This window comes from Ruegeria sp. CF8 (assembly GCF_056537285.1).
This window is the reverse complement of record NZ_JBQFRG010000002.1, coordinates 1-25,476: the sequence shown is the minus strand read 5'-3', so window position 1 is coordinate 25,476 and position 25,476 is coordinate 1. Positions and strand designations below refer to the sequence as shown.

Annotated in this window: 23 protein-coding genes and 1 riboswitch; of the genes, 8 read left to right on the top strand and 15 right to left on the bottom strand. The window is 55.4% G+C overall.

Going from position 1 to position 25,476, the window contains the following annotated elements; all coding sequences use genetic code 11:
* Positions 1-40: 40 nt before the first annotated feature.
* The 10 genes from crcB to ACR0EV_RS04785 form a co-directional block, all read right to left on the bottom strand.
* Positions 41-403, bottom strand: coding sequence for a fluoride efflux transporter CrcB (gene crcB, locus ACR0EV_RS04830; protein ID WP_480799035.1), 363 nt, complete (start codon positions 401-403; stop codon positions 41-43).
* Positions 396-782 carry a fluoride efflux transporter FluC gene (locus tag ACR0EV_RS04825; protein ID WP_480799034.1) on the bottom strand — a complete coding sequence of 129 codons (387 nt, stop codon included), beginning with the start codon at positions 780-782 and terminating at the stop codon, positions 396-398. Before ACR0EV_RS04825 ends, crcB begins: the two co-directional genes overlap by 8 nt.
* An 89-nt stretch (positions 783-871) precedes the next feature.
* Positions 872-2,452 carry an FMN-binding glutamate synthase family protein gene (locus ACR0EV_RS04820; protein ID WP_480799033.1) on the bottom strand — a complete coding sequence of 527 codons (1,581 nt, stop codon included), beginning with the start codon at positions 2,450-2,452 and terminating at the stop codon, positions 872-874.
* 40 nt (positions 2,453-2,492) lie between these two features.
* A complete protein-coding gene (locus ACR0EV_RS04815; protein WP_480799032.1) occupies positions 2,493-4,235 on the bottom strand; it encodes a thiamine pyrophosphate-dependent enzyme in 1,743 nt (580 codons plus the stop codon).
* A 325-nt stretch (positions 4,236-4,560) separates the two neighbouring features.
* Complete coding sequence (locus tag ACR0EV_RS04810) at positions 4,561-5,616, bottom strand: ABC transporter ATP-binding protein (RefSeq protein WP_480799031.1); 1,056 nt, start codon at positions 5,614-5,616, stop codon at positions 4,561-4,563.
* Entirely contained in the window at positions 5,616-6,863 is a 1,248-nt protein-coding gene (locus tag ACR0EV_RS04805) for an MGH1-like glycoside hydrolase domain-containing protein (RefSeq protein WP_480799030.1), read from the bottom strand. The genes ACR0EV_RS04810 and ACR0EV_RS04805 overlap by 1 nt, the downstream gene beginning before the upstream one ends.
* Positions 6,864-6,868: 5 nt before the next feature.
* Positions 6,869-8,077, bottom strand: a complete 1,209-nt coding sequence (locus ACR0EV_RS04800) for a carbohydrate ABC transporter permease (protein ID WP_480799029.1) — start codon at positions 8,075-8,077, stop codon at positions 6,869-6,871.
* On the bottom strand, positions 8,077-9,309 hold the full coding sequence (locus ACR0EV_RS04795; protein WP_480799028.1) for a carbohydrate ABC transporter permease: 1,233 nt from the start codon (positions 9,307-9,309) through the stop codon (positions 8,077-8,079). The genes ACR0EV_RS04800 and ACR0EV_RS04795 overlap by 1 nt, the downstream gene beginning before the upstream one ends.
* A gap of 57 nt (positions 9,310-9,366) precedes the next feature.
* Positions 9,367-10,722, bottom strand: a complete 1,356-nt coding sequence (locus ACR0EV_RS04790; protein ID WP_480799027.1) for an ABC transporter substrate-binding protein — start codon at positions 10,720-10,722, stop codon at positions 9,367-9,369.
* Positions 10,719-11,876 carry a LacI family DNA-binding transcriptional regulator gene (locus ACR0EV_RS04785; RefSeq protein WP_480799026.1) on the bottom strand — a complete coding sequence of 386 codons (1,158 nt, stop codon included), beginning with the start codon at positions 11,874-11,876 and terminating at the stop codon, positions 10,719-10,721. Before ACR0EV_RS04785 ends, ACR0EV_RS04790 begins: the two co-directional genes overlap by 4 nt.
* Positions 11,877-12,093: 217 nt before the next feature.
* A riboswitch (cobalamin riboswitch) is annotated at positions 12,094-12,296 on the top strand.
* Between the two features lie 129 nt (positions 12,297-12,425).
* Between ACR0EV_RS04785 and ACR0EV_RS04780 the strand changes: the two genes are divergently transcribed.
* From ACR0EV_RS04780 to ACR0EV_RS04760, 5 genes are read left to right on the top strand one after another with little or no spacing between them, the layout of a single operon-like run.
* Positions 12,426-13,211, top strand: a complete 786-nt coding sequence (locus ACR0EV_RS04780) for a DUF4198 domain-containing protein (RefSeq protein ID WP_480799025.1) — start codon at positions 12,426-12,428, stop codon at positions 13,209-13,211.
* Positions 13,212-13,216: 5 nt separating this feature from the next.
* A complete protein-coding gene (gene cbiM / locus ACR0EV_RS04775) occupies positions 13,217-13,828 on the top strand; it encodes a cobalt transporter CbiM (RefSeq protein WP_480799024.1) in 612 nt (203 codons plus the stop codon).
* Complete coding sequence (locus ACR0EV_RS04770) at positions 13,825-14,403, top strand: cobalt ABC transporter permease (protein WP_480799023.1); 579 nt, start codon at positions 13,825-13,827, stop codon at positions 14,401-14,403. The genes cbiM and ACR0EV_RS04770 overlap by 4 nt, the downstream gene beginning before the upstream one ends.
* The gene (cbiQ, locus tag ACR0EV_RS04765; RefSeq protein ID WP_480799022.1) at positions 14,403-15,185 is read left to right on the top strand and encodes a cobalt ECF transporter T component CbiQ; all 783 of its coding nucleotides are present in this window, start codon (positions 14,403-14,405) and stop codon (positions 15,183-15,185) included. Before ACR0EV_RS04770 ends, cbiQ begins: the two co-directional genes overlap by 1 nt.
* Positions 15,182-15,838: an energy-coupling factor ABC transporter ATP-binding protein gene (locus ACR0EV_RS04760; protein ID WP_480799021.1), complete on the top strand. Its 657-nt coding sequence runs from the start codon at positions 15,182-15,184 to the stop codon at positions 15,836-15,838. Before cbiQ ends, ACR0EV_RS04760 begins: the two co-directional genes overlap by 4 nt.
* A gap of 109 nt (positions 15,839-15,947) precedes the next feature.
* On the opposite strand, the gene ACR0EV_RS04755 is transcribed toward ACR0EV_RS04760, so the two are convergent.
* Complete coding sequence (locus ACR0EV_RS04755) at positions 15,948-16,994, bottom strand: aromatic ring-hydroxylating dioxygenase subunit alpha (RefSeq protein ID WP_480799020.1); 1,047 nt, start codon at positions 16,992-16,994, stop codon at positions 15,948-15,950.
* 99 nt (positions 16,995-17,093) lie between these two features.
* Positions 17,094-18,017 carry a LysR substrate-binding domain-containing protein gene (locus ACR0EV_RS04750; protein ID WP_480799019.1) on the bottom strand — a complete coding sequence of 308 codons (924 nt, stop codon included), beginning with the start codon at positions 18,015-18,017 and terminating at the stop codon, positions 17,094-17,096.
* Positions 18,018-18,113: 96 nt separating this feature from the next.
* Between ACR0EV_RS04750 and ACR0EV_RS04745 the strand changes: the two genes are divergently transcribed.
* The 3 genes from ACR0EV_RS04745 to ACR0EV_RS04735 all read left to right on the top strand — a co-directional run bounded on the left by ACR0EV_RS04745 (position 18,114) and on the right by ACR0EV_RS04735 (position 21,683).
* Positions 18,114-19,199 carry a hypothetical protein gene (locus ACR0EV_RS04745; RefSeq protein ID WP_480799018.1) on the top strand — a complete coding sequence of 362 codons (1,086 nt, stop codon included), beginning with the start codon at positions 18,114-18,116 and terminating at the stop codon, positions 19,197-19,199.
* Positions 19,200-19,352: 153 nt separating this feature from the next.
* Positions 19,353-19,931, top strand: coding sequence for a carboxymuconolactone decarboxylase family protein (locus tag ACR0EV_RS04740; protein WP_480799017.1), 579 nt, complete (start codon positions 19,353-19,355; stop codon positions 19,929-19,931).
* Positions 19,932-20,165: 234 nt separating this feature from the next.
* Positions 20,166-21,683 carry a cryptochrome/photolyase family protein gene (locus ACR0EV_RS04735; protein WP_480799016.1) on the top strand — a complete coding sequence of 506 codons (1,518 nt, stop codon included), beginning with the start codon at positions 20,166-20,168 and terminating at the stop codon, positions 21,681-21,683.
* 49 nt (positions 21,684-21,732) lie between these two features.
* On the opposite strand, the gene ACR0EV_RS04730 is transcribed toward ACR0EV_RS04735, so the two are convergent.
* The 3 genes from ACR0EV_RS04730 to ACR0EV_RS04720 all read right to left on the bottom strand — a co-directional run bounded on the left by ACR0EV_RS04730 (position 21,733) and on the right by ACR0EV_RS04720 (position 25,355).
* Positions 21,733-22,743 carry a cytochrome d ubiquinol oxidase subunit II gene (locus ACR0EV_RS04730; RefSeq protein WP_480799571.1) on the bottom strand — a complete coding sequence of 337 codons (1,011 nt, stop codon included), beginning with the start codon at positions 22,741-22,743 and terminating at the stop codon, positions 21,733-21,735.
* Between the two features lie 5 nt (positions 22,744-22,748).
* Positions 22,749-24,134, bottom strand: a complete 1,386-nt coding sequence (locus tag ACR0EV_RS04725) for a cytochrome ubiquinol oxidase subunit I (protein WP_480799015.1) — start codon at positions 24,132-24,134, stop codon at positions 22,749-22,751.
* Between the two features lie 228 nt (positions 24,135-24,362).
* Positions 24,363-25,355, bottom strand: coding sequence for a helix-turn-helix domain-containing protein (locus ACR0EV_RS04720; protein WP_480799014.1), 993 nt, complete (start codon positions 25,353-25,355; stop codon positions 24,363-24,365).
* Positions 25,356-25,476: the final 121 nt, after the last annotated feature.

The following is a 25,476-nucleotide window of genomic DNA, read 5'->3' as shown; positions in this document are numbered from 1 at the left end:
TTATGGATGCGAAATTCGCAGCTGGACTCAAGAGAAAACGTTACCGGACGGCCTGAAGGCCAAGCCAGAATGCAATCCAGCACAAAGCCACGCTCAGCAGGATATTCCCTGCTGCCATCAGGATGGTACGTTCGCGATGGAGTTGCAGGGATTGATAGGCAAAGCTGGAAAACGTGGTGAACCCTCCACAGAAACCAAAGACCAAACGGCGTTCTTCCTCGGGCATTAAGTGGGGATCACCCATATAACCCACCCACAAACCCAGCAACAGGCAACCCACCACATTCACGATGAGTGTCGAAAGCGGCAGTTCATGCGTGATTATGCGGTTCAGCATATGCCGGGCGACGGCGCCCAGACCGCCGCCAAGAGCAAATGCGGCGTGTAAATAGAGGTCACTCATTCGGGTGCTCTCCAGAGTGATACTTGCGCCCGATCACTTCACCCAGGACGGCGGCGGCAAGGCCGAAAACAACCTCAAGGATCAAAGCCGCGACCATATAGGTGATATCTGCTTGGGACAGCCGGTCGAGCTCGGCCACGAATGAGGAAAAGGTCGACAACCCACCGCAAAACCCAACCGCGCCCAGATGGATGACATGGGCATGTACCCTGTGCCGCACCGCATAGAGCCAGCCGATGAACAGACAGGCGGCAATATTGATGCCGAAGGTTGCAGTCACGAAGGGCACGCCGGGTATCTCAAGCGACAGCACTTCGCGCAGCAGCGACCCAAGCGCACCGCCGAAAAAGACGGCGAGGTACATGAGTGTTCGCTGCAAGCCCTTGGCCCCCTGATCAGAATCGCATTCTTCGATCTATTTCCTTACAGGCTTGGGGGTTAAACGCCAATGATCGACCCGTCGATGCATTAGAACCGTTGGGCCGATGCACGCTCCCAATCGCTTGCAAATCCCGCAGGGACACTGTCTGCCAGCAACCCACCTTCCGGAACCCGTTCGTAAAGGTCTGCATATGTCAGCTCTTTTTCGTCCGTTGAGCGGCGCAGAATATCCGAAGGGTGCAGGTCCGTGACCTTTTCGTAGCCCATTGCGCCCAGAATCTCGCGGAAACTTTCCAGCGTTGCATCGTGATAGCGACGCACGCGCTGACGTTTTTGCGGCACATTCACGGCCTTCGCGCGTTCCTGATCCTGAGTGGCGATACCTGTAGGACAGCGGTTGGTGTTGCAATGAAGCGATTGGATACAGCCCACTGCAAACAACATCGCGCGGGCCGAATTGCACATATCTGCGCCTAAGGCGAGTTTTTCGATTACGTCATAACCAGTCGCGACCTTACCCGAACAGATGACGCGGACCTTGTCGCGCACACCAATGCCGCGCAAGCAGTTGTCGACAAAGATCAACCCTTCGTTCAAGGGCATCCCTAACCTGTTGGAGTATTCCACCGGTGCAGCGCCGGTGCCGCCTTCGGCCCCGTCCACTGTGACGAAATCGGGTAAAATCCCGGTATCCAGCATTGCCTTGCAGATACTCATGAATTCGGACCGTTTACCTATACACAGCTTGAAACCCACTGGTTTGCCGTCCGACATCTCACGCAGATGTTGCACGAATTCCATCAGCCCGGTGGGGGTGTCAAAGGCCGAATGTGCCGGGGGTGAAATTACATCCTTATGGGGTTCGACGCCTCGAATTTCAGCGATTTCTTCATCAACCTTTACCGCAGGCAGCACGCCGCCATGAGCTGGTTTTGCGCCTTGGCTCAGCTTGATTTCAATGGCTTTGACCACGTCCTTTCGGGCTCTTTCAGCAAACTTGTCCTTGTCGAACCCACCTTCGGGGGTACGGCAGCCGAAATAGCCCGTGCCAATCTGCCAAATAAGATCACCGCCTTCCGCCAGATGATGCGGGCTTATACCACCCTCTCCTGTGTTATGGGCAAAACCACCGTCCTTGGCCCCACCATTCAAAGCCCGGATCGCGGTATGGCTTAGCGCTCCGAAACTCATTGCTGAAACGTTCAGGCGTGACGCATCGTACGGCTTGGAGCATTGAGGACCGCCCAGCGTCACCCGCTCTTCGCTTTTTTCCACTTCTTTCGGAGACAAAGAATGGTTTGTGCGGTGATAGCCGACTTGCGTGATGTCGTATTGGGTGCCAAATGCCTGCGTATCCTGCTGTCCCTTGGCCCGGGCATAGACCAGACCACGTGTGATCCGATTGAAAGGTCGCCCACTTTCGTTGGTCTCAACAAAATACTGGCGGATTTCGGGGCTGACGAATTCCAGCATATATCGGAAATGGCCCAGAACCGGATAGTTGTTGAGCACATTGTGTTTCGTCGTCATCAGGTCATAGGCCCCGATTGCGATATAGGGCAGCACGATCACCAAAAGCCACAGTGCTGGGGTCCAGAACCAACCAAGCAGCAAGGTCAGTGGCAGGCCGAAAAAGGCAACCGCGTAGTATATGTTGCGTACAATCATGCGTCCGATCTCCGGTTTCTAACTTGGATTGGCGCCTGCATTACAGCTGCGCCTTGAGCTCTTTGACCCAATTGTCCCACTGGGCGTGGTCGCCCTTGGCCAGCAGTATTCCTTCTTTCAGTTTGGACATACCAAAGCCCCAGGCCATCTTGGTGTCCACATGTGGGGGCATCACCAGTTCACCCGGTGTGACCATGGCGTCGATAATGAACGGCTTGGTACTGGCTTTGGCCTGTTCTATGGCATCCTTGATGTCAGCTGCATGTTCTACGCGCACACCATCACCGCCGCAGACCTTGGCATATTCGGCAAAATCCGGGTTCACCAGATCGGTGGCGATTGGATTCACTGCGTAGCCCGCAACCTCCATCTCCATCTTCACGAAACCCAGTGTCTGGTTGTTGAACACAATCACTTTGATCGGCCAGTCATAGCGGACGGCGGTTACGAAATCCTGCATCGACATGCCAAAGCCACCGTCGCCGCAGAAGGTCCAGACCTCACGCGAGGGATCGAGCGCCGCTGCTCCTAGCGCCGAAGGCAAGCCAGAGCCCAGAGAGGAATGATTGAATGAACCCACCATACGACGCCCACCCTTCATTCGGGTCTGCCGCGCCACCCAGACGGTGCATTCACCGATATCCATCGCAAAAACTGCATCTTCTGCGGCCTGATTGGAAATCTCGCGGGCAAATAACTGCGGGTGCAACGGTTCGCTTGCGCGTTCGAGGCTGGCCTCTTTGTCTTGTTGCACCAACCACTTGTTACAGAGTTTGACCTGGTGATCGGCAAAGCTTCGGTCTTCTTTCTCGGTTACTTGAGGCAGCAGCCGGTCCAGCGTTGCTCCGACATCCCCCAACAAACCCGATGCGATAGGCGCACGGCGACCCAGATTTTCGACGCTACGGTCGATCTGCACGATCTTGGCCTTTTCTGGCAGGAACCATTCATATGGAAAGTCGGTGCCCAGCATAACCAGCACATCACAATCGCGCACTGCATGATAACCGCCGGGGTTACCGATCAGACCGGTCATGCCAACCACATTCGGGTCGTCGTAGTCGAAGATATCCTTGCCCTTCAACGTGTGCGCTAGCGGGGCGTTGAGCTTTTGAGACAGGGCCAACACCTGCTCTTTGGCCTCGCGGCAGCCAACGCCAGCGAAAAGCGCCACCTTCTTGCCTGCGTTAATGATCTGTGCGGCCCGAGTGATCTCTTCCTCGGGTGGGATCAGGGTAGAGGGCCGTTTCAAAAGTGGATGGTACTGGTGCAGGCTTGGCACCTTTTGCTCGGATACATCGATGGGCAGTTCAATCCTCACCACCTCGCGGTTGATGAGCGCGCGTTGCACAGCGATCTGGGCAAGACGCGGCATCTGATCCGGTGTGTGGATCACCGCCTGATAGTCGCACACATCATCAAACGCCTTTTCCAGGTTCACTTCCTGATGATAGCCTGTGCCGCGTTCCCGGTGGGCGATTTGGCCGGTAATCGCGACTACACCCGCACCTTCGCGTTTGGCGTTGTAAAGCCCATTGATCAGATGCAGTGCTCCGGGGCCAACCGTGCCGGCACAAATCCCGATACCACCTGTCAGATGCGACTGCGAATAAGCTGCATAAGCTGCGTTTTCTTCATGCCGCAGCCCTTTCCACTCAAACCTATCATCCCCGCGCATGGCTTCGAGAAAAGGGTTAAGCGCGTCGCCAACCACGCCAAAGATCTGACGACCACCTGCATCTGCCAATATGTCCAGCAGGACCTCACACACGTTTTTCGCCATGTCTCTCTTCTCTCGTTTCGAGCAAATTCAACAAGATGTAGCCAACATCGTGTCTGCCTTTAATTCAATAGCCATCCCCAAAAATCAAAGTCGCCTCACCGACTTTTCAAATCACGCAAGGGTCAATTGGATGTGACGGATAAAAACACAGTATGATCCTGTCGGCATATAGATTGCCACAGGATCCAAGAGTTTTTGACAATAAACCAGCCGATGCGGGCGAAAGCTGGCACAAAGCTGCACATGTTCTCAAAAAAAGAACGCGTTGCGGTTCATGAATTGAAACCGCAACGCGTGCTTGAAAAGCTATCGGCAGTGTATCGGACTATTCCCGACCGACAGCTTGACCATCTTCATCGAAAAAGTGCAGCTTGTTGGTCGGGAAATGCAAACCGATCTGTGCGCCCGGTTTGAGGTCCGTATCTCCATTCAAACGCACAGTGACCTTTTCTTCAGCACCGACATCTACGATTAAGAACGTATCGGCACCCAGGTATTCGATCACCTCGATCACACCGTCGGTCTGGCCTTCGCCCGCTGTAACCACTTCGATGTGTTCAGGGCGCACACCCAATCGGTTGGCTTCGCCGGAAAACGCAAATTGACCGCCCCTACCGTGTGCAAGCGTATAGCTGCCGCCTTGAGCGGAACAGGGCAACACGTTCATTTTCGGGCTTCCAATGAACTGCGCCACAAACAGATTGGCAGGACGTTCATAGAGCTCGCGGGGCGTGCCGACCTGAGCGATCTTACCGTATTCCAGAACCACGATCCGGTCGGCCAGCGTCATGGCTTCGACCTGATCATGGGTCACATAGATCATCGTGCGCTTGAGGCTTTGGTGCAGCTTGGCGATCTCGTACCGCATCTCGACCCGCAAGGCCGCGTCGAGGTTCGAAAGCGGCTCGTCGAACAAAAAGGCAGTGGGATCACGCACGATGGATCGGCCGATGGCGACGCGCTGGCGCTGTCCGCCTGACAAGTCTTTTGGTCGACGATCCAGAAACGGTCCAAGCTTCAAAACCTCTGCGGCTGTGTTGACCTGCTCTGCGATCTCAGCCTTTGGCACCCCGGCTACTTTCAGCGAGAACCCCATGTTTTCAGCCACCGTCAGGTGCGGGTAAAGCGCATAAGACTGGAACACCATCGTCAGCCCGCGTTTCGAGGGCGGATGATCGGTGACGTCAGTGTCATTGATCAGAAGTGATCCGCGCGAGATATCCTCGAGCCCGCCAATCATGCGCAATAAGGTGGATTTGCCACAGCCAGAGGGGCCGACAAACACAATGAATTCACCCTCTTCGATCTTGAGGTCCACGCCTTTGATGACCTGGGCTGACCCAAACCATTTTTCGACCGACTTTAGTTCAATGCTGCCCATTAGCTTCTCCCTGCCCAGTGAAGCCAGACGGCAGCTGTCCAAGTGAACGCTGTGCCACCGGCTGGGCTGCCGGTCTTTGGATCAAAATACTCAGCAAACCCGTAGTTCGAAATCAGCTTAGCAGTTTTTTGGCGTAAATCTTCTGCCTGCTGCATGTGGCCCATGTCTTCCAGTCCAAATCCGATCATCATGTTCATGATGGCCCAGGTCGGACCACGCCAATAGCGGCGCGCATCAAAGTTTGGCATCGACGGATCATAGCTTGGAACTGGATAGGGAACGGTCTCCAACACCGAATTCAAACGCTTCAACATCTTTTCTGAATCGATACCCGCATACCAGCACATGTATGACGCGTTCGAGATGCTACCCGCCCATTCACCCGTATGAGCGTCACGGGAATCAAAGCTGTCCAGTTCTTCGTTCCACAAAGACAGCCCGCCGCTTTCGAGCCGATCAACATCTGCACGCAATCCTTCGGCCTCAAGACCAAGTTCTTCGCTGATCGCCAACAGATCTCTTGCAGCACGCAACGCTGTGAATGTCATCGTTGGGTCGGCAACCCGAAACGGGTTCTTTTCCAGCAGGATCTGCTGATCCCATTCGGCCTCACGACCAATCTGAACCAGCTTGATGTACCGATCATAGTCGAACTTGGTTGGCCGGTCGTCGCTGTTTACGTGCGTTGTGTCTCGGCGTTGATATTCACCGACATCTGAAGCGTCCATGCGGGCCATCGACTTGTCCCAGTCAGGGGCGTTATCGCGGCCAGCTTCCCACGGATGCGTCGTGCAGACCGCGTCCTTGTCATCCAGACGCCACTTCATGATCCATCGATGCCAAGCCAATAGCTTTGGAAACAGGTCTCGCAAGCGTTGCTCGCCAGCAACGCGGTCCTGCTCCCAGATCTTGCGGACCATTGTCGCCGCGATAGGTGGTTGAATTATCCCCGAAGACAAAATCGGGCCGTTGCACCCCCAAACGTCCGGGCCGGGAAAATACCCGTCATCCTGCTGGTGGAACAGGATGTGCGGCACCATGCCGTCCGGCCATTGGCCTGAGAACAGCGTTTCGACCTCGGTCCAGGCGCGGTCGATGTCGAATTCCGCAAACCCCAGGGCAGCAATCGCGCTGTCCCAGTTCCATTGATAGGGGTACAGCCCCTCGGTCGGGATCGTGTAACCTCCGCGATCATTGGCAATCAGGATATTGCGCGCTTCGCGGTCTGGGTTTGTATGTTGGTTCATCTCAGTCATCCTTTGACGGACCCCGCAGTCAGGCCCTTGGTCATGAAACGTTCAAGTCCCAGAAACAACGCCATGATCGGCAAGGTTGCGATCACCGCACCGGCCATCAGGTGTTGTCGGGGAATTTCCGAGGAATTCAGCATTGTAACGCCTCGAGTCAGGGTAAATTTCGACGGATCGTCCAGCAGCATGAAAGCCAAAAGGAACTCGTTCCAGGCAATCATGAAGACATAAAGCGATACCGAGGCCAGCGCAGGCAGGCTGAGCGGCAGGGTGATCTTCCAAATCACGGCCAAACGCGACAGACCATCCATCAAACCGGCTTCTTCCACTTCGGTGGGCAGACCTCGGAAGTAACCCTGCAGCATATAAAGCGCGACGGGGATCGTCGTGACCGGGTAGATCATGACAATGCCAAGGATCGAGTTTCGAAGGCCCGTCAGCGAAAACGCGATGTAAATCGGCAGCGCCAGAACGATCATCGGCACCATGTAGATCAGCAGGATCGACCGCGAAAACGCCTTTTGCCCTTTGAACCGGAACCGCGCCACCGCATAGGCACCGGGAACACTGAACAGCAACGTAATGAACACCGTCAGGACCGAGACGTAGAAGGACGTCCAGAGATAGGTGCCGAAATTGAAATCGCGGAACAGTTCGGTATAGCTGCGGAACAACGCGGTGCCCTGGCTCAGGTCTACTGAGAAATCCAGCGGGTTCTGCAACAGCGCCTGTTGTGATTTTAGGCTGGTCATCACCATCACATAGAAGGGGATGACAACAATGGCCGTGAAAAAGATATAGCCAAACCCGGTACAAAAGCGGATCACCGCATCTTCGAATTCATGGCGTGTCAGTTCGGCGAAGGGCAGTTCTTTGAGGATCTCGGCCAATGACAAGTGCATGACAACCGCGACCGCGACGACCGTGATTAGGCTTGCCTGCGGCGTCGTATCCGGACCAATCAGAACGGGACCCAAACCACTTAGGCAAGACAAACCCAGCAGCACGGAGATCACCAATCGCGCCGGGGCGTGGCGCGCTGGAAACGCAACGTAAGTGAGACCTGCCACCGCGCCCCAAATCAGGCTCAACCCCACCTGCGGGCGAAACGCTGCGCCGGTGGCGAAGGACATGGTGACAGCGACGGTGCTGGCAATGATGACTAGCCAGAGTGCGCCCAGAACCGGGCCGGTGATGAAACCTTTGCGCATCACAGACCCTCCTCACGGCTGATGAAGCGGAAGAAGACAAAGCTGAAGGCAATCAGGCACATCAGGATCACCACGGCGACTGCCGCGCCTGCCCCGATATTCGAGATCGCAAACGCCTGCTCGTAGACATTCACAGTCAGAGTTCGGGTGCCCGCATTACCACCGGTCAGAAGGAAAATGTCGTCGAACTTGTTGAACGTCCAGATGAAGCGCAACAGGAACAGCACCGACAGGATGCCCAACAGTTGCGGGATGCTCAGCAACCAGAACTTCTGGAAGGGCGACGCGCCATCCATATCAGCCGCTTCATACATGCTGCTATCAATGGATTGCATCCGCGCCAGAATGAACAGGAAGGACAGCGGGAAATAGCGCCAGATTTCAAACACCGTGACCATGATCAGCGCCAGTGGGCGTTCGCCGAAAAAGTTGATCGGCGCGCTGGTCAGACCCATCTGGATCAAAAGCGCATTGGCCGACCCCGAAAACGGATCAAACAGGGTGACCCAGGTGAAAGCCACCGCAATGACAGGAGCGACATAGGGAAACAGGTAAAGACCCCGGATGAACCCCTGCCCTTTGAAGCTTTTATTCAGCAACAAAGCCGCAAACAGGCCCATGACCAAGGCGCCAATGGTCCCGAACACTGTGTAAAACAGCGTGACCCAGAGCACGCCCCAGAACTCAGCTCCATCAAAGACGCGGGCATAGTTTTCGAGGCTGAATTCAAGGTTGGTGAGAACGTTCGGCCCACTGCCAGTTACACGCGGTTCTGACGCTTCGATTACGTCTTCAAAGGCATCGGGGTCGCCGTCCACGTCAACGGGAATGCGTATGCGCTCGCGCTGCCCCCCTTCGAGAGTGCCGAAGTCACAAAACAGGTCCGGCCCGTCCAAAACACAGGGGGCAACAACCTCCCCCATAACGACGCCGTCGGGCAGAACGTCGGTGAGGGTGACGCCGTCGATTGCGATCTCCTGACTAGAGTTGCGTAAGCGGTATTCAATCCGCAGATCGTCGCCCGATCCACGCAGGCTTTCACGCACAACCGGTGCAGGAGGGCGTAGATCGGACAGGGTAAATGGCTTGAAGCTGATCCAGAAGATTGCCAGCAAAGGCAAGATCACCACAAGCGATACACTGATCACGGTCGGAGCCAGCAGCGTCCAGGCCAGACGCGCCTCGCGTTTGGCTAACGCCCCGGTTCCGGTCGGTGGGGTGGCCGAAGTCATGGGGTACCTCGAAGGGTTAGGTGCAGCGGCGCGCACGCCGCTGCAGATGCCACTTGATTACTGAACCTTCGCCAGCTCTTCGTTCATGGCTGCAACCGCTGCGGCTGCGTCGATCTCGTCATCAATGTACTGACGTACAACACGATTGATGGCCTGAGAGTTGATCATTTTCGACGCCAGCGCCAATTGCCCCTCGGCCACGCCCCAGCGCTGCGCCACGTCCAGACCGCCAACAATCTCATCGATCATCGCCTGTTCGTACAACTCGCCCAGCGGGGCCTTGCGATCAACACCGACGGGCAGTTCCGCCCAGGCTTCAGAGAACGCGGTCGGGTTGTCCGAATTGCCACGGCGAACCGGGAACTTACCCTCAGGCGCAATGGCAAGGGTCTGGGTATAGCCGTCATCCATGGCAAACTTTACGAATTCCATCGCCGCGTCGGTGTCCGCATCATTGGTGATACCGAAGTACCGAACATCACCCCAGGCCGCGCCATCGGGGTTCGACGGGCCGGACAGTTTGGTCACGATACCTGTCTTGCTGGCCAGATCGCGAGAGGTCGGGTCGTCGTTGATGGTTGGCGGGGCGCTGTCACGCAGACCTGCCAATTCGTCCAGAATAAATGGCGACCAGATGATCATCGCGGCTTTTCCATCGAAATACAGCTCGCGCGATTGCTTCCAGAAGAGTTCACCCGGAGGCGAGGCTTTGGAAATAGCCTTGTAGAAATCCAGTACCTCGGTGGTCTTGGCCTCATCCAGCGGCTGGAAGCCATCGGCGCCAACGGGTGAGACGCCATTGGCAAGGAAAACGTGCTCCAGAACCTGGCTCATGAAGTTCTCATCAACTTTGGTGGCCGAGACAAAGCCATACATTTCTGGCGGGTTGTGCAGCGCCTCAAGTGCAGCCTGAATGTCGGCAAAACTGTCAGGCGCTTCCAACCCGGCTTCATCGAACAGGTCTTTGCGATAGACAACCATTTGCGTCCAGCCATCTACCGGAACCGAAGCCGTTTCACCATTGAACGCTGCCATACCCAAAGCACCAGGCGCGAAGGTATCAGCGCCCAGTTCTTCGATCACTTCGGTCGCAGCTTCGGTGTCCAGAATTCCTGCTTCGGCCCATGGCAGAGCGTACTGCAACGGGTGGTAAACCACGTCCGGCAAGTCACCTGCGGCAAAGGCTGCGGTTGCGCGGGTGCCCAGATCCGTTTCCGTGACAGGGATCACTTCGACCGTTGTACCGGTCTCAGCCTTGAACTGGTCAGCCATTTCCTGCTGTTTCGCCAGACGCTCGGGCTGCTCTTCGGTCGTCCAGAAACGGATCGTGTCCGCCTGTACCGACATGGCCGTCAGCGCCAGTGCCAACGAAGAGCCGAGCATCAGCCTGGCTGCGTTTGGTGTAAGTTTCATGGTCGGTTTCCTCCCCGATTATCTTCCATGGTTCGTTTGATTTTTTTCGCCAACTCGCTCGACGTCAGCAGTGGCGGCCCGTCAGAGTCGCGTTCGATCAGCGCCGCCTGGCTAAGTTCACGCAAAGTTGCGGGTTCTTCCCCTCTGGTCTGACGAATCAGCATCGTTGCAAGGCGTTCACCTGCCCGTTTGGAGTCGACGCTGAACGTCGTCAGCCCAGGGCTGGCATATTGGCATTCCGGGATTCCGTCATACCCAAGGACCGAGACATCGCGCCCGATCTCAAGGCCAAATTCTGCACACACAGGGTAGCTTCCCAATGCCGCCTGATCCGTCGCAAATACAATCGCGGTCGGCGGGACAGACAAGCGCAACAATGCGCGCGCTTCAGAGGCCCCTTCTTCGCGGGTGCGGGCCCCGTCGCGGATCAAATCAGGATCGACCGGCAATCCTGCAGCCCTAAGCCCGTCGACATAGCCATCCCGACGCAGGTGACTATAGTTGAACTTCGGATCACTGCCAACAAAGCCGATGCGGCTGTGACCAAAACGGACCAAACGTCCGACTGCGTCGCTCATGGCCGTTTCGCCGGAAATATCAAACCACGACGTTTCATCCTGAAAACCGGTCCGACCATACCCTGTCCGACCATAAAGGATGAAGGGCACCTGCAAGTCGCTTAGGTACCCAACCCGCGCGTCATCGACTTCGGTACGTGGCAGGATGAATCCGTCGGCCTTTCGTTCTTCGACCAGACGACCCAAAACATTTAGCATGTCCTGTTTCGATTTCGCGGTCGAAATTGTCATCGTCCAGTCAGATGCACTGGCGGCTTCGCAAGCGCCCGCAAGAAAGTCCTGAAAGAATGGATTGTGCCGATCCGGTTCTTCACTGTTGATAACCATGGCAATGGCACGCACGCGCCCTGTTCGAATAGCTTGAGCGTGGCTGAGCGGGCGATACCCCATCTTGCGCGCCGTTACCTCGACCCGCTTTCGCGTTGTTTCTGAGATGTCGGAATACCCGTTCAATGCACGCGACACGGTGCTTTTCGAAAGGCCGAGGTGATCAGCCAATTCGTCAAGCTTCACCCGCCCACCCGACGCGGCGCGCCGGGATCGGATTTGTCGCTGTTGCAGTTCGGGATTCGCCATCATTCTTTAATTTAATTGTTCCGAAACCGGTTTCGGCAACAAAAAAATGACATCTGCATCCCGCATCTGACAATCGACCCCAACCAGCGAACAGGTCGCAACACCCCTCTCTTGGACATGATCGAAGTCGAAAAGATGCAATCAGAACACCTCCGGAATTCGCAGATGACCCTCTCAATGCCGCAATCGGGAGTTGACCGTATCCAAGTTTTTCTGTCATCAACGCGCCATGTTCGGTTCCGGGGAGTCACCCGGAGGCAATAGGGAATGCAGTGCGGCACATTCTTGGCCAAATCTGCAACTGCCCCCGCAACTGTAAGCGGCGAGCGAGACTGATGACGCCACTGGGTTACACCCGGGAAGGCCAGTTTAGCGTGAAGACCCGCAAGTCAGGAGACCTGCCGAACATGCGCCCCCGGAAGGGGTGCTCATCATCGGCGACGGGGTGTGCGCCGGATCTGTTTGCCCGTTGGGGCAAATGGTTTCGCATTCCCCAATGTCAAAAATCAATGCGTGCCGGGGAAGGCGCGACGTGAGAAGGACGTATTTGTGAAACACTTTTTGTTGGCCGCGGCAGCTGCTGTGGCAATGCCTGCGCTGGCGCAGGCTCATTTCCTGCTGGAATACACCGAAGATACCATGATCGAGCGTCCGGGTGACGTTCCGGTCAAGTTGGTCTTCTGGCATCCGTTTGAAGCCGGGCACGCGATGATCCTGGAAAAGCCGGAAGAGTTCTATGTGATCCACAACAGCGAAAAGATCGATCTATTGGGTACGTTGGAAGAAACCACATTCGAAGGCCCCGAGAACAGCGCCAAAGCGTTTCTTGGGTCGGTCCCGGTGAAACGGTCCGGCGACTATGTGCTGGTGACGGTACCTGCGCCTTATTACGAAGAATCCGAGGATATCTATATCCAGCAGATCACAAAGGCTTACCTGAACCGCAATGAACTGCCCACCGACTGGGATCAACCGCAAGGTCTGGCGACCGAAATTCTGCCGTTGAACAAGCCCTATAACGTCATTGCAGGGTCCACCTTTACTGGCCGCGTATTAAGCGAAGGTGAGCCAGTTGCTGGTGCCGAGATCGAAATCGAATACATGGCAGCAGAGCCAGACTTGGCCGGAAACGGTGCAAAAGATGCTACTACATCCCCTCTGCCGGGCGGCGCATTGGTCGCGATTTCAGATGAGAACGGCTATTTCACCTTTGGCGTGCCGAAAGCGGGTTACTGGGGTTTTGCTGCTCTGGGTTCAGGCCCAAAAACCGAACATGAAGGCAAAGAACTGAGCCAGGATGCTGTGATCTGGATCCGCGCCTGGGATCTGGAGTAGCCCCTATGCACATCGTGGACGGAGCCCTTTCGAACCCAGTTGTGATCGGCGGCGCAATCGCAGCGGCTGGCGGCATTGCTGTGGGGCTGAAATCGCTGGACCTGGACCGCATTCCCACCGCGGGCGTGCTGTCGGCCAGCTTTTTTGTAGCTTCGCTGATCCATGTGCCGATCGGTCCTTCCTCTGTGCATTTGATCCTGAACGGTCTAGCCGGGCTTTTGCTTGGCTGGGCCGCTTTTCCTGCGCTGTTTGTTGGCCTGCTGCTTCAAGCCGTGTTTTTCGGCTTTGGCGGTTTGACTGTGCTTGGGATTAACACGGTCAACATCGCACTTCCGGCAGTGCTGACATGGATGATCTTTGGCCGTCTGATCGCACGCGGCTCTCCTGTACAGGGCGCTATTTGGGGCGGCATCGGCGGAGCGTTTTCGATTGCGGCCACGACGGCATTTGTCGCTGTTTCGTTGGCTCTGTCTGGTGACGCGTTTCTACCAGCCGCGAAACTGGTCTTTTTTGCACATATTCCCGTCATGGCAATCGAAGCGGTACTTACCGGTTTCGCTATTCTATTGGCCCGCAAGGTCAAGCCTGAACTCTTTCTTAGAGGCGCCCCCGTATGAGACAGCTAATTTTCGTTGTTGCGGTATGGCTTACCCCACTTCCTGCGCTGGCCCATAAAGTTATCGCAGGGGTCTTTCCCGCAGGCGACGCGATTGAAGGGGAGTTGGGCTTTTCCAACGGCGACATGGCTGAAAACCAAGAAGTTGTTGTTTACGGCCCCAATGGCGCTGAACTGGGGCGAACAGTCACCGATACCGATGGTTTCTTCCTCTACACCCCCACCGAACCTGTCGCGCACACGTTCAAAGCAGATCTGGGCGCTGGTCATCTTGCCGAGGTCACCATGCCCGCCGAGGAAGTGGCTGAGATTTTGGGCGTGGATGCCGAGCTTGTAAAACCTGTTACGCAGGTTGAAACCACAAACGATACCGCGACGACTGTCGCGTCATTAACCGACGAGGAGCGCGCGGCCATTGCCCAAGCGGTACGAGACGAAACCCGCCCTCTGCGTCGTGAGATTGCCGCCTATCGCGAACAAAACGACTTGCAGACCGTTCTTGGAGGGATCGGCTACATCATAGGTCTGTTCGGTATCGGCTTTTATGTCGCTGCACGCCGAAAAATGGCCGCCTGATGGCCCACGCTCTGGAACCTCAGGCAAAGACACTGGCCGAGGCTGATGCCGGCGCACCTTTCGGGGTGATCGGGGAGTTGGACCCTCGGATGCGGATCGTAATGACGTGCTTTTTTGCTGTTGTTACGGTTTCGCTATCCAGAATCCCCACGTTGCTTGTGGCTCTGGCGGTCTCAATCGGACTGCTTTTGATGTCCCGCCTCCCCGTGCGCCGCACACTCAAACGCATGGCAATGATGGACAGCTTTATCATCTTCATGTTGGTACTTTTGCCTTTTTCCATGCCCGGCGACGCGATGTTCACTATGTTTGGGTATCCGGCCAGTTGGCAGGGACTCTGGAAGGCCATTGAGATTGCCCTGACAGCCAACGCGGTGGTTCTGGCGCTGATGGTTCTGGTCGGCACGTTGGAGCCCGTCACTCTGGGGCATGCGTTGTACAAACTGCGCTGCCCAGAGGTTCTTGTGCATTTGCTGATGTTTACCATCCGATATATCGAAGTCTTGCGCGAAGAATATCTGCGCCTTCGCGGAGCCATGAAAGTTCGTGGCTTCCGCCCCGGCACCAACTGGCACACGTATCGCAGCTTTGGCTATCTGGTTGGCATGATGCTGGTGCGTGCCATCGAACGGTCAGAACGCATACTGGGCGCTATGAAATGCCGGGGGTTTTCTGGGCGGCTACTTTTGCTTCAGGATTTTTGCCTGACCCGACGGGATTGCATGTTTGCTGTGACCTTGGGTTCGATCTGCTTCGGTCTTCTTTGCCTGGATTTCCTATGACGATCCTTAAACTCGAAGATATCCATTTCGCCTATCCCGGGCAGACTTCCGTCCTGGACGGTGCATCACTTTCACTTGAGCCGGGTCAACGCCTGTCAATTACCGGGCCCAACGGGGCGGGAAAATCTACGCTGTTTCGCATTGCCCTTGGGTTGCAGAAACCGACCGCAGGACGCGTGATTGCCCTTGGCAAGGACCGACGGGCCGAAGCAGATTTCCACGAGGTACGCCGAGAGATCGGGCTGGTGTTTCAAGACCCCGACGACCAACTGTTTTGCCCCACCGTCGCAGAAGACATCGCGTTTGGACCGCTCAATCTGGGCCGCAGCAAGGTCGAGGCGCTTGCCATTGTTGATAAGGTTCTGTCCGATCTGGACTTGATGCACCTGCGAGACCGCATCACGCATAAATTGTCCGGGGGCGAAAAGCGGCTTGTGACCCTTGCCACCGTGCTGGCGATGGAGCCGCAGGCGCTGTTATTGGACGAACCGACCAATGCGCTCGACACCAAGAACGAAGCCCGCCTGCTGGAGATTTTACAGGGCTTGCCTCAGGCCATTTTGTTGGTCAGTCATGCCCCATCCTTCCGTCAGGCATTGGCGCCAGACACGCTTGACCTGAGAAATGGAAAGCTGGTTTCGGCTGGGTATTGACCTGCAAGACACCAGTTCAGCTTGCTAATTCACTGCTCCAAGATCCTGCCGATCTGCACTATTTCCGGCCACGTTTCCCATCATTTGAAGTGGTTCGTTAGACCAGAGCTCAGGCTTGAACAGCAAGTTCGGCAGATGTCGTTTCAGCTTCAATGGCGCTGTCCAGTGCCTTACGGAACAGTTTGGCACCCTTGTCCAAGCCAAGATCGATATGAGGTGTCTTGGCGTGCTTCATGCCAAGATGCACCTCTTCCAACACCTCTTTGTCCTCAAGAAAGGCCATACGCGCACCGTCATTCATGAACTTCGAGACTTCAGCGTTGTCTGGATCCGTATTGCGATGCTGAAACCAGAAATAGCGGGTCCGGTCTTCGTCAATCGGCGTCATGAAATTGTATGAGATATTGACATAGGTCTCATCAACATGGGGTTTTCCATAGCCACCAGTTCCAACGGGCGTATAAACGGATTTGTTCAGCGCGATGGCAGGCAGGCACATCTCGTAGTGCTGCAGCCGATCACAGTCGCCCTCAAACGCAACCAAGTTGGCATAATAAGGTGAAGGCGGTTTGTTTTCGATCCAGCGTGACACGATCACACCACGATCGGTTTTCTCAACATTCAGCGGTTCTTCATCCGTGCCCGCGCCCGCAAAAGACGTGACATGAACCCAGGCCACATGGCTGGGGTCCAGTAGATTGTCGCAGACCCACAGGTAATGGCAGTCGATATCCATCACACCACCATCGGTTTTGCCCCAGCTTGGGTCATCAAAGTTCTCAATCGGAAATATCTTGTCCGGATCCGCCAGAGCAGGATCACCCATCCAAATCCAAAGATACCTGTACCGATCCACCACTGGATAGGATTTTACGACCGCCCGGCGCGGGGTCATTCCGCGCTGAGTTGGGCTGTCGGTACATTTGCCTGAACAATCGAATTTTAAGCCGTGATAGCCGCATTCGACGACATCGCCGATCAGATTACCCTTTGAAAGTGGTAGTTTACGATGGGGGCAGGCATCCTCTAGCGCAACCGGCGTACCGTCCTGTTGTCGGTAGAGCACGATGTTTTCACCTAGAAACGTTTCGGCCTTCAGTTCGCGCCCGACGTCCTTGCTCCAGGCCGCGACATACCAACAGTTTCTCAGAAACATTCAGCTCTCCAACGTTCTAGGTACCTATTGCCACTATGAGTGGCTGAGCGCCCATATGCTATGCCAGAGTTTTAATGGCTTATATAAGCTTGACTAATTTCAAAAAGACGCAGACTGCGGGATTTCGGGTTGTGTGGCGACTTCGGAGTGAATCCATGTCAGGAACTCGGACACTTTGGCGCTGTCTTTGGATTCATGCGGTCGCACCAGCCAATAAGACAACGGTGATTGGGTCATTTCTTTGAAGGGTCGAACCAAGCGGCCGTCGCTCATCATATCAATGACCAAAGGTTCCCGCCCCAATGCCACACCTAAACCTTCGATTGCCGCCTGCACAACCATATTGGACTGTCCCAATCGGCGAGTTCGAAGCGCGGTTGGCAGAGTCAGACCGCAGCGCCGCGCCCAGAACTCCCATGTGGGGCTGGCTGCCCCGTGATGCAGGTTCTCATCCACCAGCATTGTGTGTCTGGCGAGGTCTTCAACGTTTCGCAGATCGGGCAACAGCGACGGCGCGCAGACCGGGAACAATTGCTCATTCATAAGCAAATCGACCTGATAGCCAGGGTAATCGCCCAACCCGTACCGAATTCCGATATCGGCATCCGCACCAGAAAATGGAAATTGCCCGGTGTCCGTTGCAATAGAAATCGACAGGTCCGGATGAGCCATATCAAAGCGTAAAAGGCGTGGAAACAACCAGTTGAAGGCAAAACCCGGTAGGCATGAAATCACAATTGTCCTGTCTGAGCGGGTTTTGTCCCTGAGTTGTGCGCACACATCTGAAATGCGCCCTAACCCTTCTGAGATCGCAAGCGCGAGCAACTCTCCTTCGCGGGTCGGGCGTGACTGGCGCGCGCCGCGCACCAACAGCTCGCGCCCCAGCCATTCCTCAAGGCTGCGTACATGCTGGCTGACCGCACTTTGGCTGACACCCAGTTCCGTTGCAGCAGGCGAAAACCCCGAATGGCGGACAACGGCCTCGAACGCTCTTAGTGCAGAATAGGGCAAGTTCAAGATCATATTAGTAACTCTAATGTCACTCATAATCACTTTCAAATAGATAGGTGACGTCGCCGGTTGGTAATCTCTACAAACCCAAACCCTCAGGAGACGCGAATGTCGGACATTACGCCCGAGCGCGGCGCGCGAAACCTTTTGACAAACTGTGCGCAAGCAACCGCCGGTGACCGGCTGCTGATCGCATACGAGCCGCCGGAATTTGGGTATTTCGACGCGGATAGCGTGAAAATTGTTTCCGGGGTGGCCCGGTCCATGGGCTTGTTCGTGGATACGGTTGATGTGGGGTTCAACCCTGACAAACCGCATTTGTCCCCAGAGCTGCTGGCCCGGTTCGAGACTGCTGACATTATCCTGTTTTTGGCGCGCCTCGGGGATCAGTTGCGTTTTTCACAGATGCCAAAAGGCAAAAAGATCATTGTCAGTTTTGCCCTAAGCCGGGAACAATTCGGATCCGGTTTTTCAAATGGCCATCATGACGCCTTCATGGAACTCAAGGCCGGGATCAATGAAGTCTTGAACACCGCACAGGAGGTACGGTTCACCTGTCCTTTGGGCACCGATGTGCGTGGAAAACCTGAAATGAACCTCGACCCGTCAGGCGACACTTCGGTCCTGCGGTTCCCCATGTCAGTGTTTACGCCGGTACCGGCGCACAGCTTTTCTGGCCGTGTTGCGCTGACGTTTCTAACGGGGACGGGCTCGAAATATTATGAAGACTACACAATCGAATTCGCTCACCCGGTTCTCGCCCGCCTTGACCAGGGCCGCCTGACAGGGTTTGAAGGGCATCCGGCGGATGTTGCACAGGCCGAAGCGCACTATGATCGGGTGGCCGAACAGTTCGGCATTGACCGAAACTTTGTGCATTCCTGGCACGCAGGCATCCATCCCGGATGCGGCTATCCTTGGGACATGCGCCAGAACTACGAACGTTGGGGCGGGGCTGCCTTTGGCAATCCACGTATCCTGCATTTTCACACGTGCGGCACCTACGCGCCGGGTGAAATCAGCTGGAACGTGATCGATCCCAGCATTGTCATCGATGGCACTACCTATTGGGAAAACGGGCGTTTCTATGCCGATCGTCTTCCGGGTGGTACCGAAATTCTAAGTCGGTATCCTTGCGCTGCGGGGCTGTTTGCCCATCCCGACATGGATATCGGGCTTCGAAAAGCTGGCTGACTTCGTTGCACAGCCAAACCTTCAGGCCCAGTACAGAACCGCACAAGAATCAATCCGATTGCTTAGTAGGCAGGGCCTGTTCATACATTGGCGGGATAACGCACTGTCCTGCCCCAAATACAGCTCTCATGACTTAGGAAAGGGAACCGTTTCATGTCTGCCTGGATACGGATGATTTCTGACGAAGATGCCGATGCACCGCTGCAGGCGGTGCTGGACCTTGCCCGGACACCGCACGGTACCGTGGACAATGTAATGCGGGTGCATTCCCTGCGCCCTAACACCATGAAAGGGCACGTGGTGTTGTATCGCGCTTGCCTGCACGACGACAGCAACACGATCCCCATGTGGTTTCAGGAAGTGATCAGCTCTTATGTTTCGACACTGAACACGTGTCCCTACTCCTATGCCAATCACTGGGCCAACGCCCGACACCTGATTGGCGATGAGGCGCGGGCGGACAAGATTGAGGCCGCACTGAAAGCCCACAAACCGCAGGATGCCTTCGACGGCGCACATCTGGCGGCTTTGATCTATGCCGAGAAGTTGACAGTGGCCCCGGCCAAAATGGTTGAATCCGACGTTACTGCGCTCAGACAATCGGGTTGGGACGACGGCGAGATTCTCGAAATCAACCAGATCGTCGGCTATTTCAACTACGCCAATCGATTGCTGAACGGCCTGGGTGTAACAACAGATGGCGATGTGGTTGGCTACTACGCCAGTGAGTGAACCCAAGAGCTTTTCTGCCAGACTAACCTTCGTTCATTTGAATCCGTCCAGTGCTGTGGCTGTAACGGATGCGTGTCGACCGTTTTCAAACTCCTGAAACTTTTTGCCAAAGTCTCGGTGCAATTCTTACTTTTACCTTTTCTGGGGCCACGGGTGTTATGCTGCCGCATCTGCACAATCTTTGGCGCGCAAGTTGGTCTGGTCGACTGACGCTAACGTTCTAGCTCCGCGTTTATGAATGAAACGCGCCCCAAACTAATTGTCATCCTTGGCGATCAGCTTTCCACCCAGATGGTTGCGCTGCGTCAAGGTGTTACTGCGCGCGACGTCGTGCTTATGGCAGAGGTCCGGGACGAGACACGCTATGTTCCGCACCACCCGAAGAAGATTGCCTTTGTTCTGTCAGCAATGCGTCACTTTGCACAGGAACTTGAACAGGAGGGCTGGTGCGTCCGGTATGTAAAGTTGGATGATCCAGACAACACCGGCAGCCTTGTGGGTGAAATCGACCGCGCCCGAAAAGCCTTGGGATTGAAAACGGCCGTCGTCACCGAACCCGGCGAATACCGCCTGTGCCAAGCCTTTTCCGAATGCGGCGACCTGGAAGTCTTGCCCGATGACCGTTTCATCGCTGATCATGCCGAGTTTCGCCAATGGGCCGAGGGGCGCAAACAGCTGCGGATGGAATTTTTCTATCGCGAAATGCGCCGCAAGACCGGGCTTTTGATGAACGGCGACGCGCCCGAGGGCGGCAAATGGAACTTTGACACAGAGAACCGCAAACCCGCCAAATCAGATTTCTTCATGCCGCGGCCTGTGCATGTCGAACCGGATGAAATCACCAATGAAGTGCTGGACCTGGTCGACGCTCGTTTCAGCACCCACTTCGGCACGCTGCGCCCGTTTTGGTTTGCCGTCACACGGGACAAAGCCCTTCAAGCGTTAGAACATTTTGTGGAAACTACATTGCCGTATTTCGGCGACTATCAGGATGCAATGTTAACGGGTGAACCGTTCCTGTATCACTCGGTTCTCGCGCAGTATTTGAACGCAGGGTTGCTATCGCCGTTGGAAATCTGCCACCGGGTCGAGCGCGCCTATTATGAAGGCCACGCCCCCCTAAACGCGGTCGAGGGTTATATCCGTCAGATCATCGGCTGGCGCGAGTTTGTGCGCGGCATCTATTGGATGCGGATGCCGGGCTATACACAACAGAATTTCCTGAACGCCACACGCCCCCTGCCCGCGTTTTATTGGACTGCAGAAACTGACATGGCCTGTATGAAACAGGCAATTTTGCAGACACGGGATGAAGCCTATGCCCATCACATTCAACGCCTGATGGTCACGGGCAATTTCGCCATGTTGGCAGGTATTGACCCGGCGCAAGTGCATGAATGGTATCTGGCCGTCTATACCGATGCTTATGAGTGGGTCGAAGCCCCCAATGTCATCGGCATGAGCCAATTTGCGGACGGGGGGTTACTGGGGTCGAAACCTTATGCAGCCAGCGGCAACTACATCAACAAGATGTCGGATCATTGCGACACATGCCGCTATGATGTGAAACAAAAAACCGGCCCGAACGCTTGCCCGTTCAATCCTCTCTACTGGCATTTCCTGGTGCGCAATGCAGAAAAACTGCGCGACAATCCCCGGTTAGGCCATGCCTACAGAACGTGGGGCCGAATGGCCCCTGAAAAACAGCAAGACTATCTTGAAAGCGCGAAGATGGTTTTGGACCAACTTTAGGTTGCCCGCACCACCTTCTATTTTTTTCCGAGCGTCTCGACACGCAGGCTCAGTCATAACGCAGCTCAGTCGCCTTGCCCCGGAAGATCGTGTAGGACAGCACCGTGTAACCCGCGATAACGGGAAGCACAAAGATCGATCCGATCAGGATAATGAACAGACTTTCCGGCGCACTCGCGGCCTCGTAAATCGTCAATTGCTCAGGGACGACGTAGGGATAGAAACTGTAAGCCATCCCGAAAAAGGCAAGCGTGAATAAAACGATAGATGCCGCAAAAGGAAACCAGGCCCAGTTGTCATTCCGCGTTGGAAGATGGCGTAACGCATACCACAGCAAAGCGATCAGAATGCCTGACATGAGCGGTAAGGGCAAAAGCAGGAAGAACTCGGGGAATGTGAACCATTTGCCAAAGATGCGCGGGCTGACCCAAGGGGTGGCCAGCGAAACGGCACTCAGGCCCAAAACCAACCCCCAAATCCCACCTTTTGCCCAACCCACAGCCTTCTTCTGCAACGCGCCGTCGGTCTTGAGGATGATCCAGCAAGCACCAATGAAGGAATACCCCACGGCCAAAAAAACGGCTGTGATCATGGCAAAGACCCATGTGCCGAAACTGCCATCCAGCCCCATGATGTATTTGCCCAGCATGAAGCCCTGCGATAGCGCGGTCATGGCGGAGCCTGCGAAAAAGGCTTTGTTCCAGAGATGTTTGTGATGTGCCGGAGCTTTGACGCGAAACTCAAACGCGACGCCCCGCAGGATCAGGCCAATCAGCATAATGGCAACGGGTAGATAAAGTGATGTTAGGATCACGCCATGCGCCGTTGGGAAGGCCACCAGCAAGATACCGATGGCCAGAACCAGCCAGGTTTCATTTGCGTCCCAGAATGGGCCGATTGATGCGACCATACGGTCCTTTTCGGCGTCATCGGCGAAGGGGAACAGAACCCCAACGCCCAGATCGAACCCATCCAACACGACATAAACCAGAATGGATAGCCCCATCAAAGCTGCAAAGGTCAGAGGCAGCCAGTGTGTCGGATCACCAAAGAATTCCATCATGTCTACTCCGCCGGGACAGTCTGCGCCTCATTGGACACGGCATTAGTGGGTTTAGGGGCCGTGGGGCCAGACCTGCCCGCCTTTCTGGCTAGGTAGAACAGCACGCCAATGTAAGCAGCAAGCAACAGTGCATAGATCAGCAAATATACGGCCAGCGTGGCGCCAACCATCGGGGCGGGAACATCTGCCACCGCTTGTTCCGTTGTCAGTACGCCCTGTACAAGCCACGGCTGGCGACCGATTTCCGTGGTGTACCAACCGGCCAGTGTGGCGACCCAGCCCGAAAACGCCATCGGTACCAGCGCCAGTTGCATTACCTTCGGCACCCCACCGGGCCCGCGACCGCGCCGCATGAACCACAGCGCTGACCAGCTCAGCAGCAACATCGTCATACCCGTACCCACCATTATGCGGAAAGACCAGAAAACCGGTGCAACGGGTGGGTGTAGAACTGTACCATCCTCTGCCACAAAATCGTTCAGCCCCGGCACAACACCATCGGCTTTGTGCGTCAGAATGATCGAAGCGAGGTTGGGGACACTGATCTCATGACGGTTTTCGCGCGCGACCTGGTCCGGTATGGCAAACAGCACCAAAGGCACGTTGGACTGCGTGTCCCAGTTCCCTTCCATTGCGGCGACTTTCTGAGGCTGATGCTCCAACGTATTCAGGCCATGCAGATCGCCCACGTAGATCTGCGCAGGGATCAGTACGGCACCTATCCACGCACCGGTTTTGAACGTGGCGCGCACGTCCTGACCACGATCTCCGTTCAGCCAACGGTAGGCAGAAAAGCCAAGGATCAGGAATGCCACTGTCAGACCGCTCGCCATCAGCATATGTGCCAGACGATATGGCATCGACGGATTGAAGATGATTGCCCACCAATCCGTGGCAAAGGCCACACCCTCACGCATCTCGAATCCGACTGGCGTGTGCATCCAACTGTTCAAGACCAGAATCCAGAAGGCGGACATCGTGGTACCAAAGGCCACAAGGAAGGTCGCTGTTGTGTGCAACCAATTTGGTACCTTTGAAAACCCAAACAGCATGATCCCCAGGAAAACGGCCTCAAGAAAGAACGCCGTCAGGATTTCATAGGCCAGCAACGGACCGGCTATATTACCGACTGTCTCCATGAAGCCCGGCCAATTGGTGCCGAACTGGAAGGACATCGTGATCCCGGAGACAACTCCCATCGCAAAGGACAGGGCAAAGACCTTCACCCAAAAGCGATACGCCCCCATCCATTTGTCGTCCCCAGTTGCGTTGTAGCGCAGCTTGAAGAAAAGCAGCACCCAACCCAGAGCAATCGTGATCGTCGGGAAAAGAATATGGAAAGATATGTTTGCCCCAAACTGTATTCGGGACAGAATTAACGCGTCCATCTCACACCTGTGTTCGCCTTGTTTGAAACACAGATAGAGTTGTAATTCGGACCTTGAAGAGCCCCTGCGACAGCCCGTCCTGCGGCAGATTGGCCTAAATCTGAGTAGCTTGGAACGCGATCTTTGGTGGTCTGGATTTGGCTCTCAAGCCACTGCGCGCGATATGTTTCTCAGATCTCAATGCATTCCGGGCCCGCCGCTTGGAAGCTGCGTGTTCGCCGTTTTGCCTCAATCGAGAGCATGCCCAAGAAAGCGCCCGTTCCGTACCTGCTCTGGGCGCGACTTATAGCGCTTGAAAAAGGCCCGCGACATCGCCGTTCTGGAGGAAAAGCCCGTCGCAGACGCAATCTCGACAAGCGGCATATCTGTGTATTTCAACAGGCTGTTTGACCGCTCCAGTCTGAGTTCCTTGTACGTGTCCAATAGCGTCGCACCGGTCTTGCACAGAAATCGCCTTTGAAGCTGTCGGATGGATGTCCCGACCAAATCTGACAGATCTGAAATTCTCAGCGGGTCTTCAATGTTCTCAAGCATTTTCTCAACCGCAAGGGTTACAATCCGATCTCCATTGGATTTACGGATAAGCCGGTTTGCAAGCTGGCTTTCAGTTGTTCGTCGGGGTTCGGTCAAACCGACATAGCGCCGTAGTGTATCCGCCAAATGCTCGCCATGATCCAAGGACACGAACTCAGTCAGAAGGCGAAGGGCACTGAGGCGCGTATTGGCGCTGTGTATACGCCCGTCAGCGGAAAAGTGAGTCGAAGTACCGCTGTTTCTGATCCCCAATTCCAGAGCTGCCGCTTCAAAACCTGAATGTACTGCGGCGGTGCTGCATTTCGCGCCGCATAGTTGGGCCAGCAGCATGACCGCGCCTCCGACAACGATGGATCTGGGGGATAGGTTCAGGACCTGATTGATCCAGGATTTCTCTGCCGCGGTTGGGCACCAGGCGGTTTCGAAGCCGCCCCAAAAGATGGCTGTCCGCCCTGTCCAATAAAGCGGTCCGCCAACTGGGTCTTCAGCGGGTACACGCAAGTTCACCACATAAGAATGTTTGTCCACCAATGTGTTCAAGGCCCGGTAAAATTCCAAAACCATTTCTGCCGAGGCTTTATCAGAGCTCCGGTACAAAATGACGTCGATGCACCGCAACCGTTCCGAATTCGGGGCCGTACCTGTGACCGCGTTCTCGCGATCATTCGTGACAACATAGTGTTTCATTTTATGTACCAACCTTGTTTCGGTCAGCGCCACATCGGAACGATTGTTTCCGATTGGCGAAAACCCCGCCATTGATTTGGCGGGGTTTTGTTTTGGGTTTACTCGGCTGCGTCGAGGTATT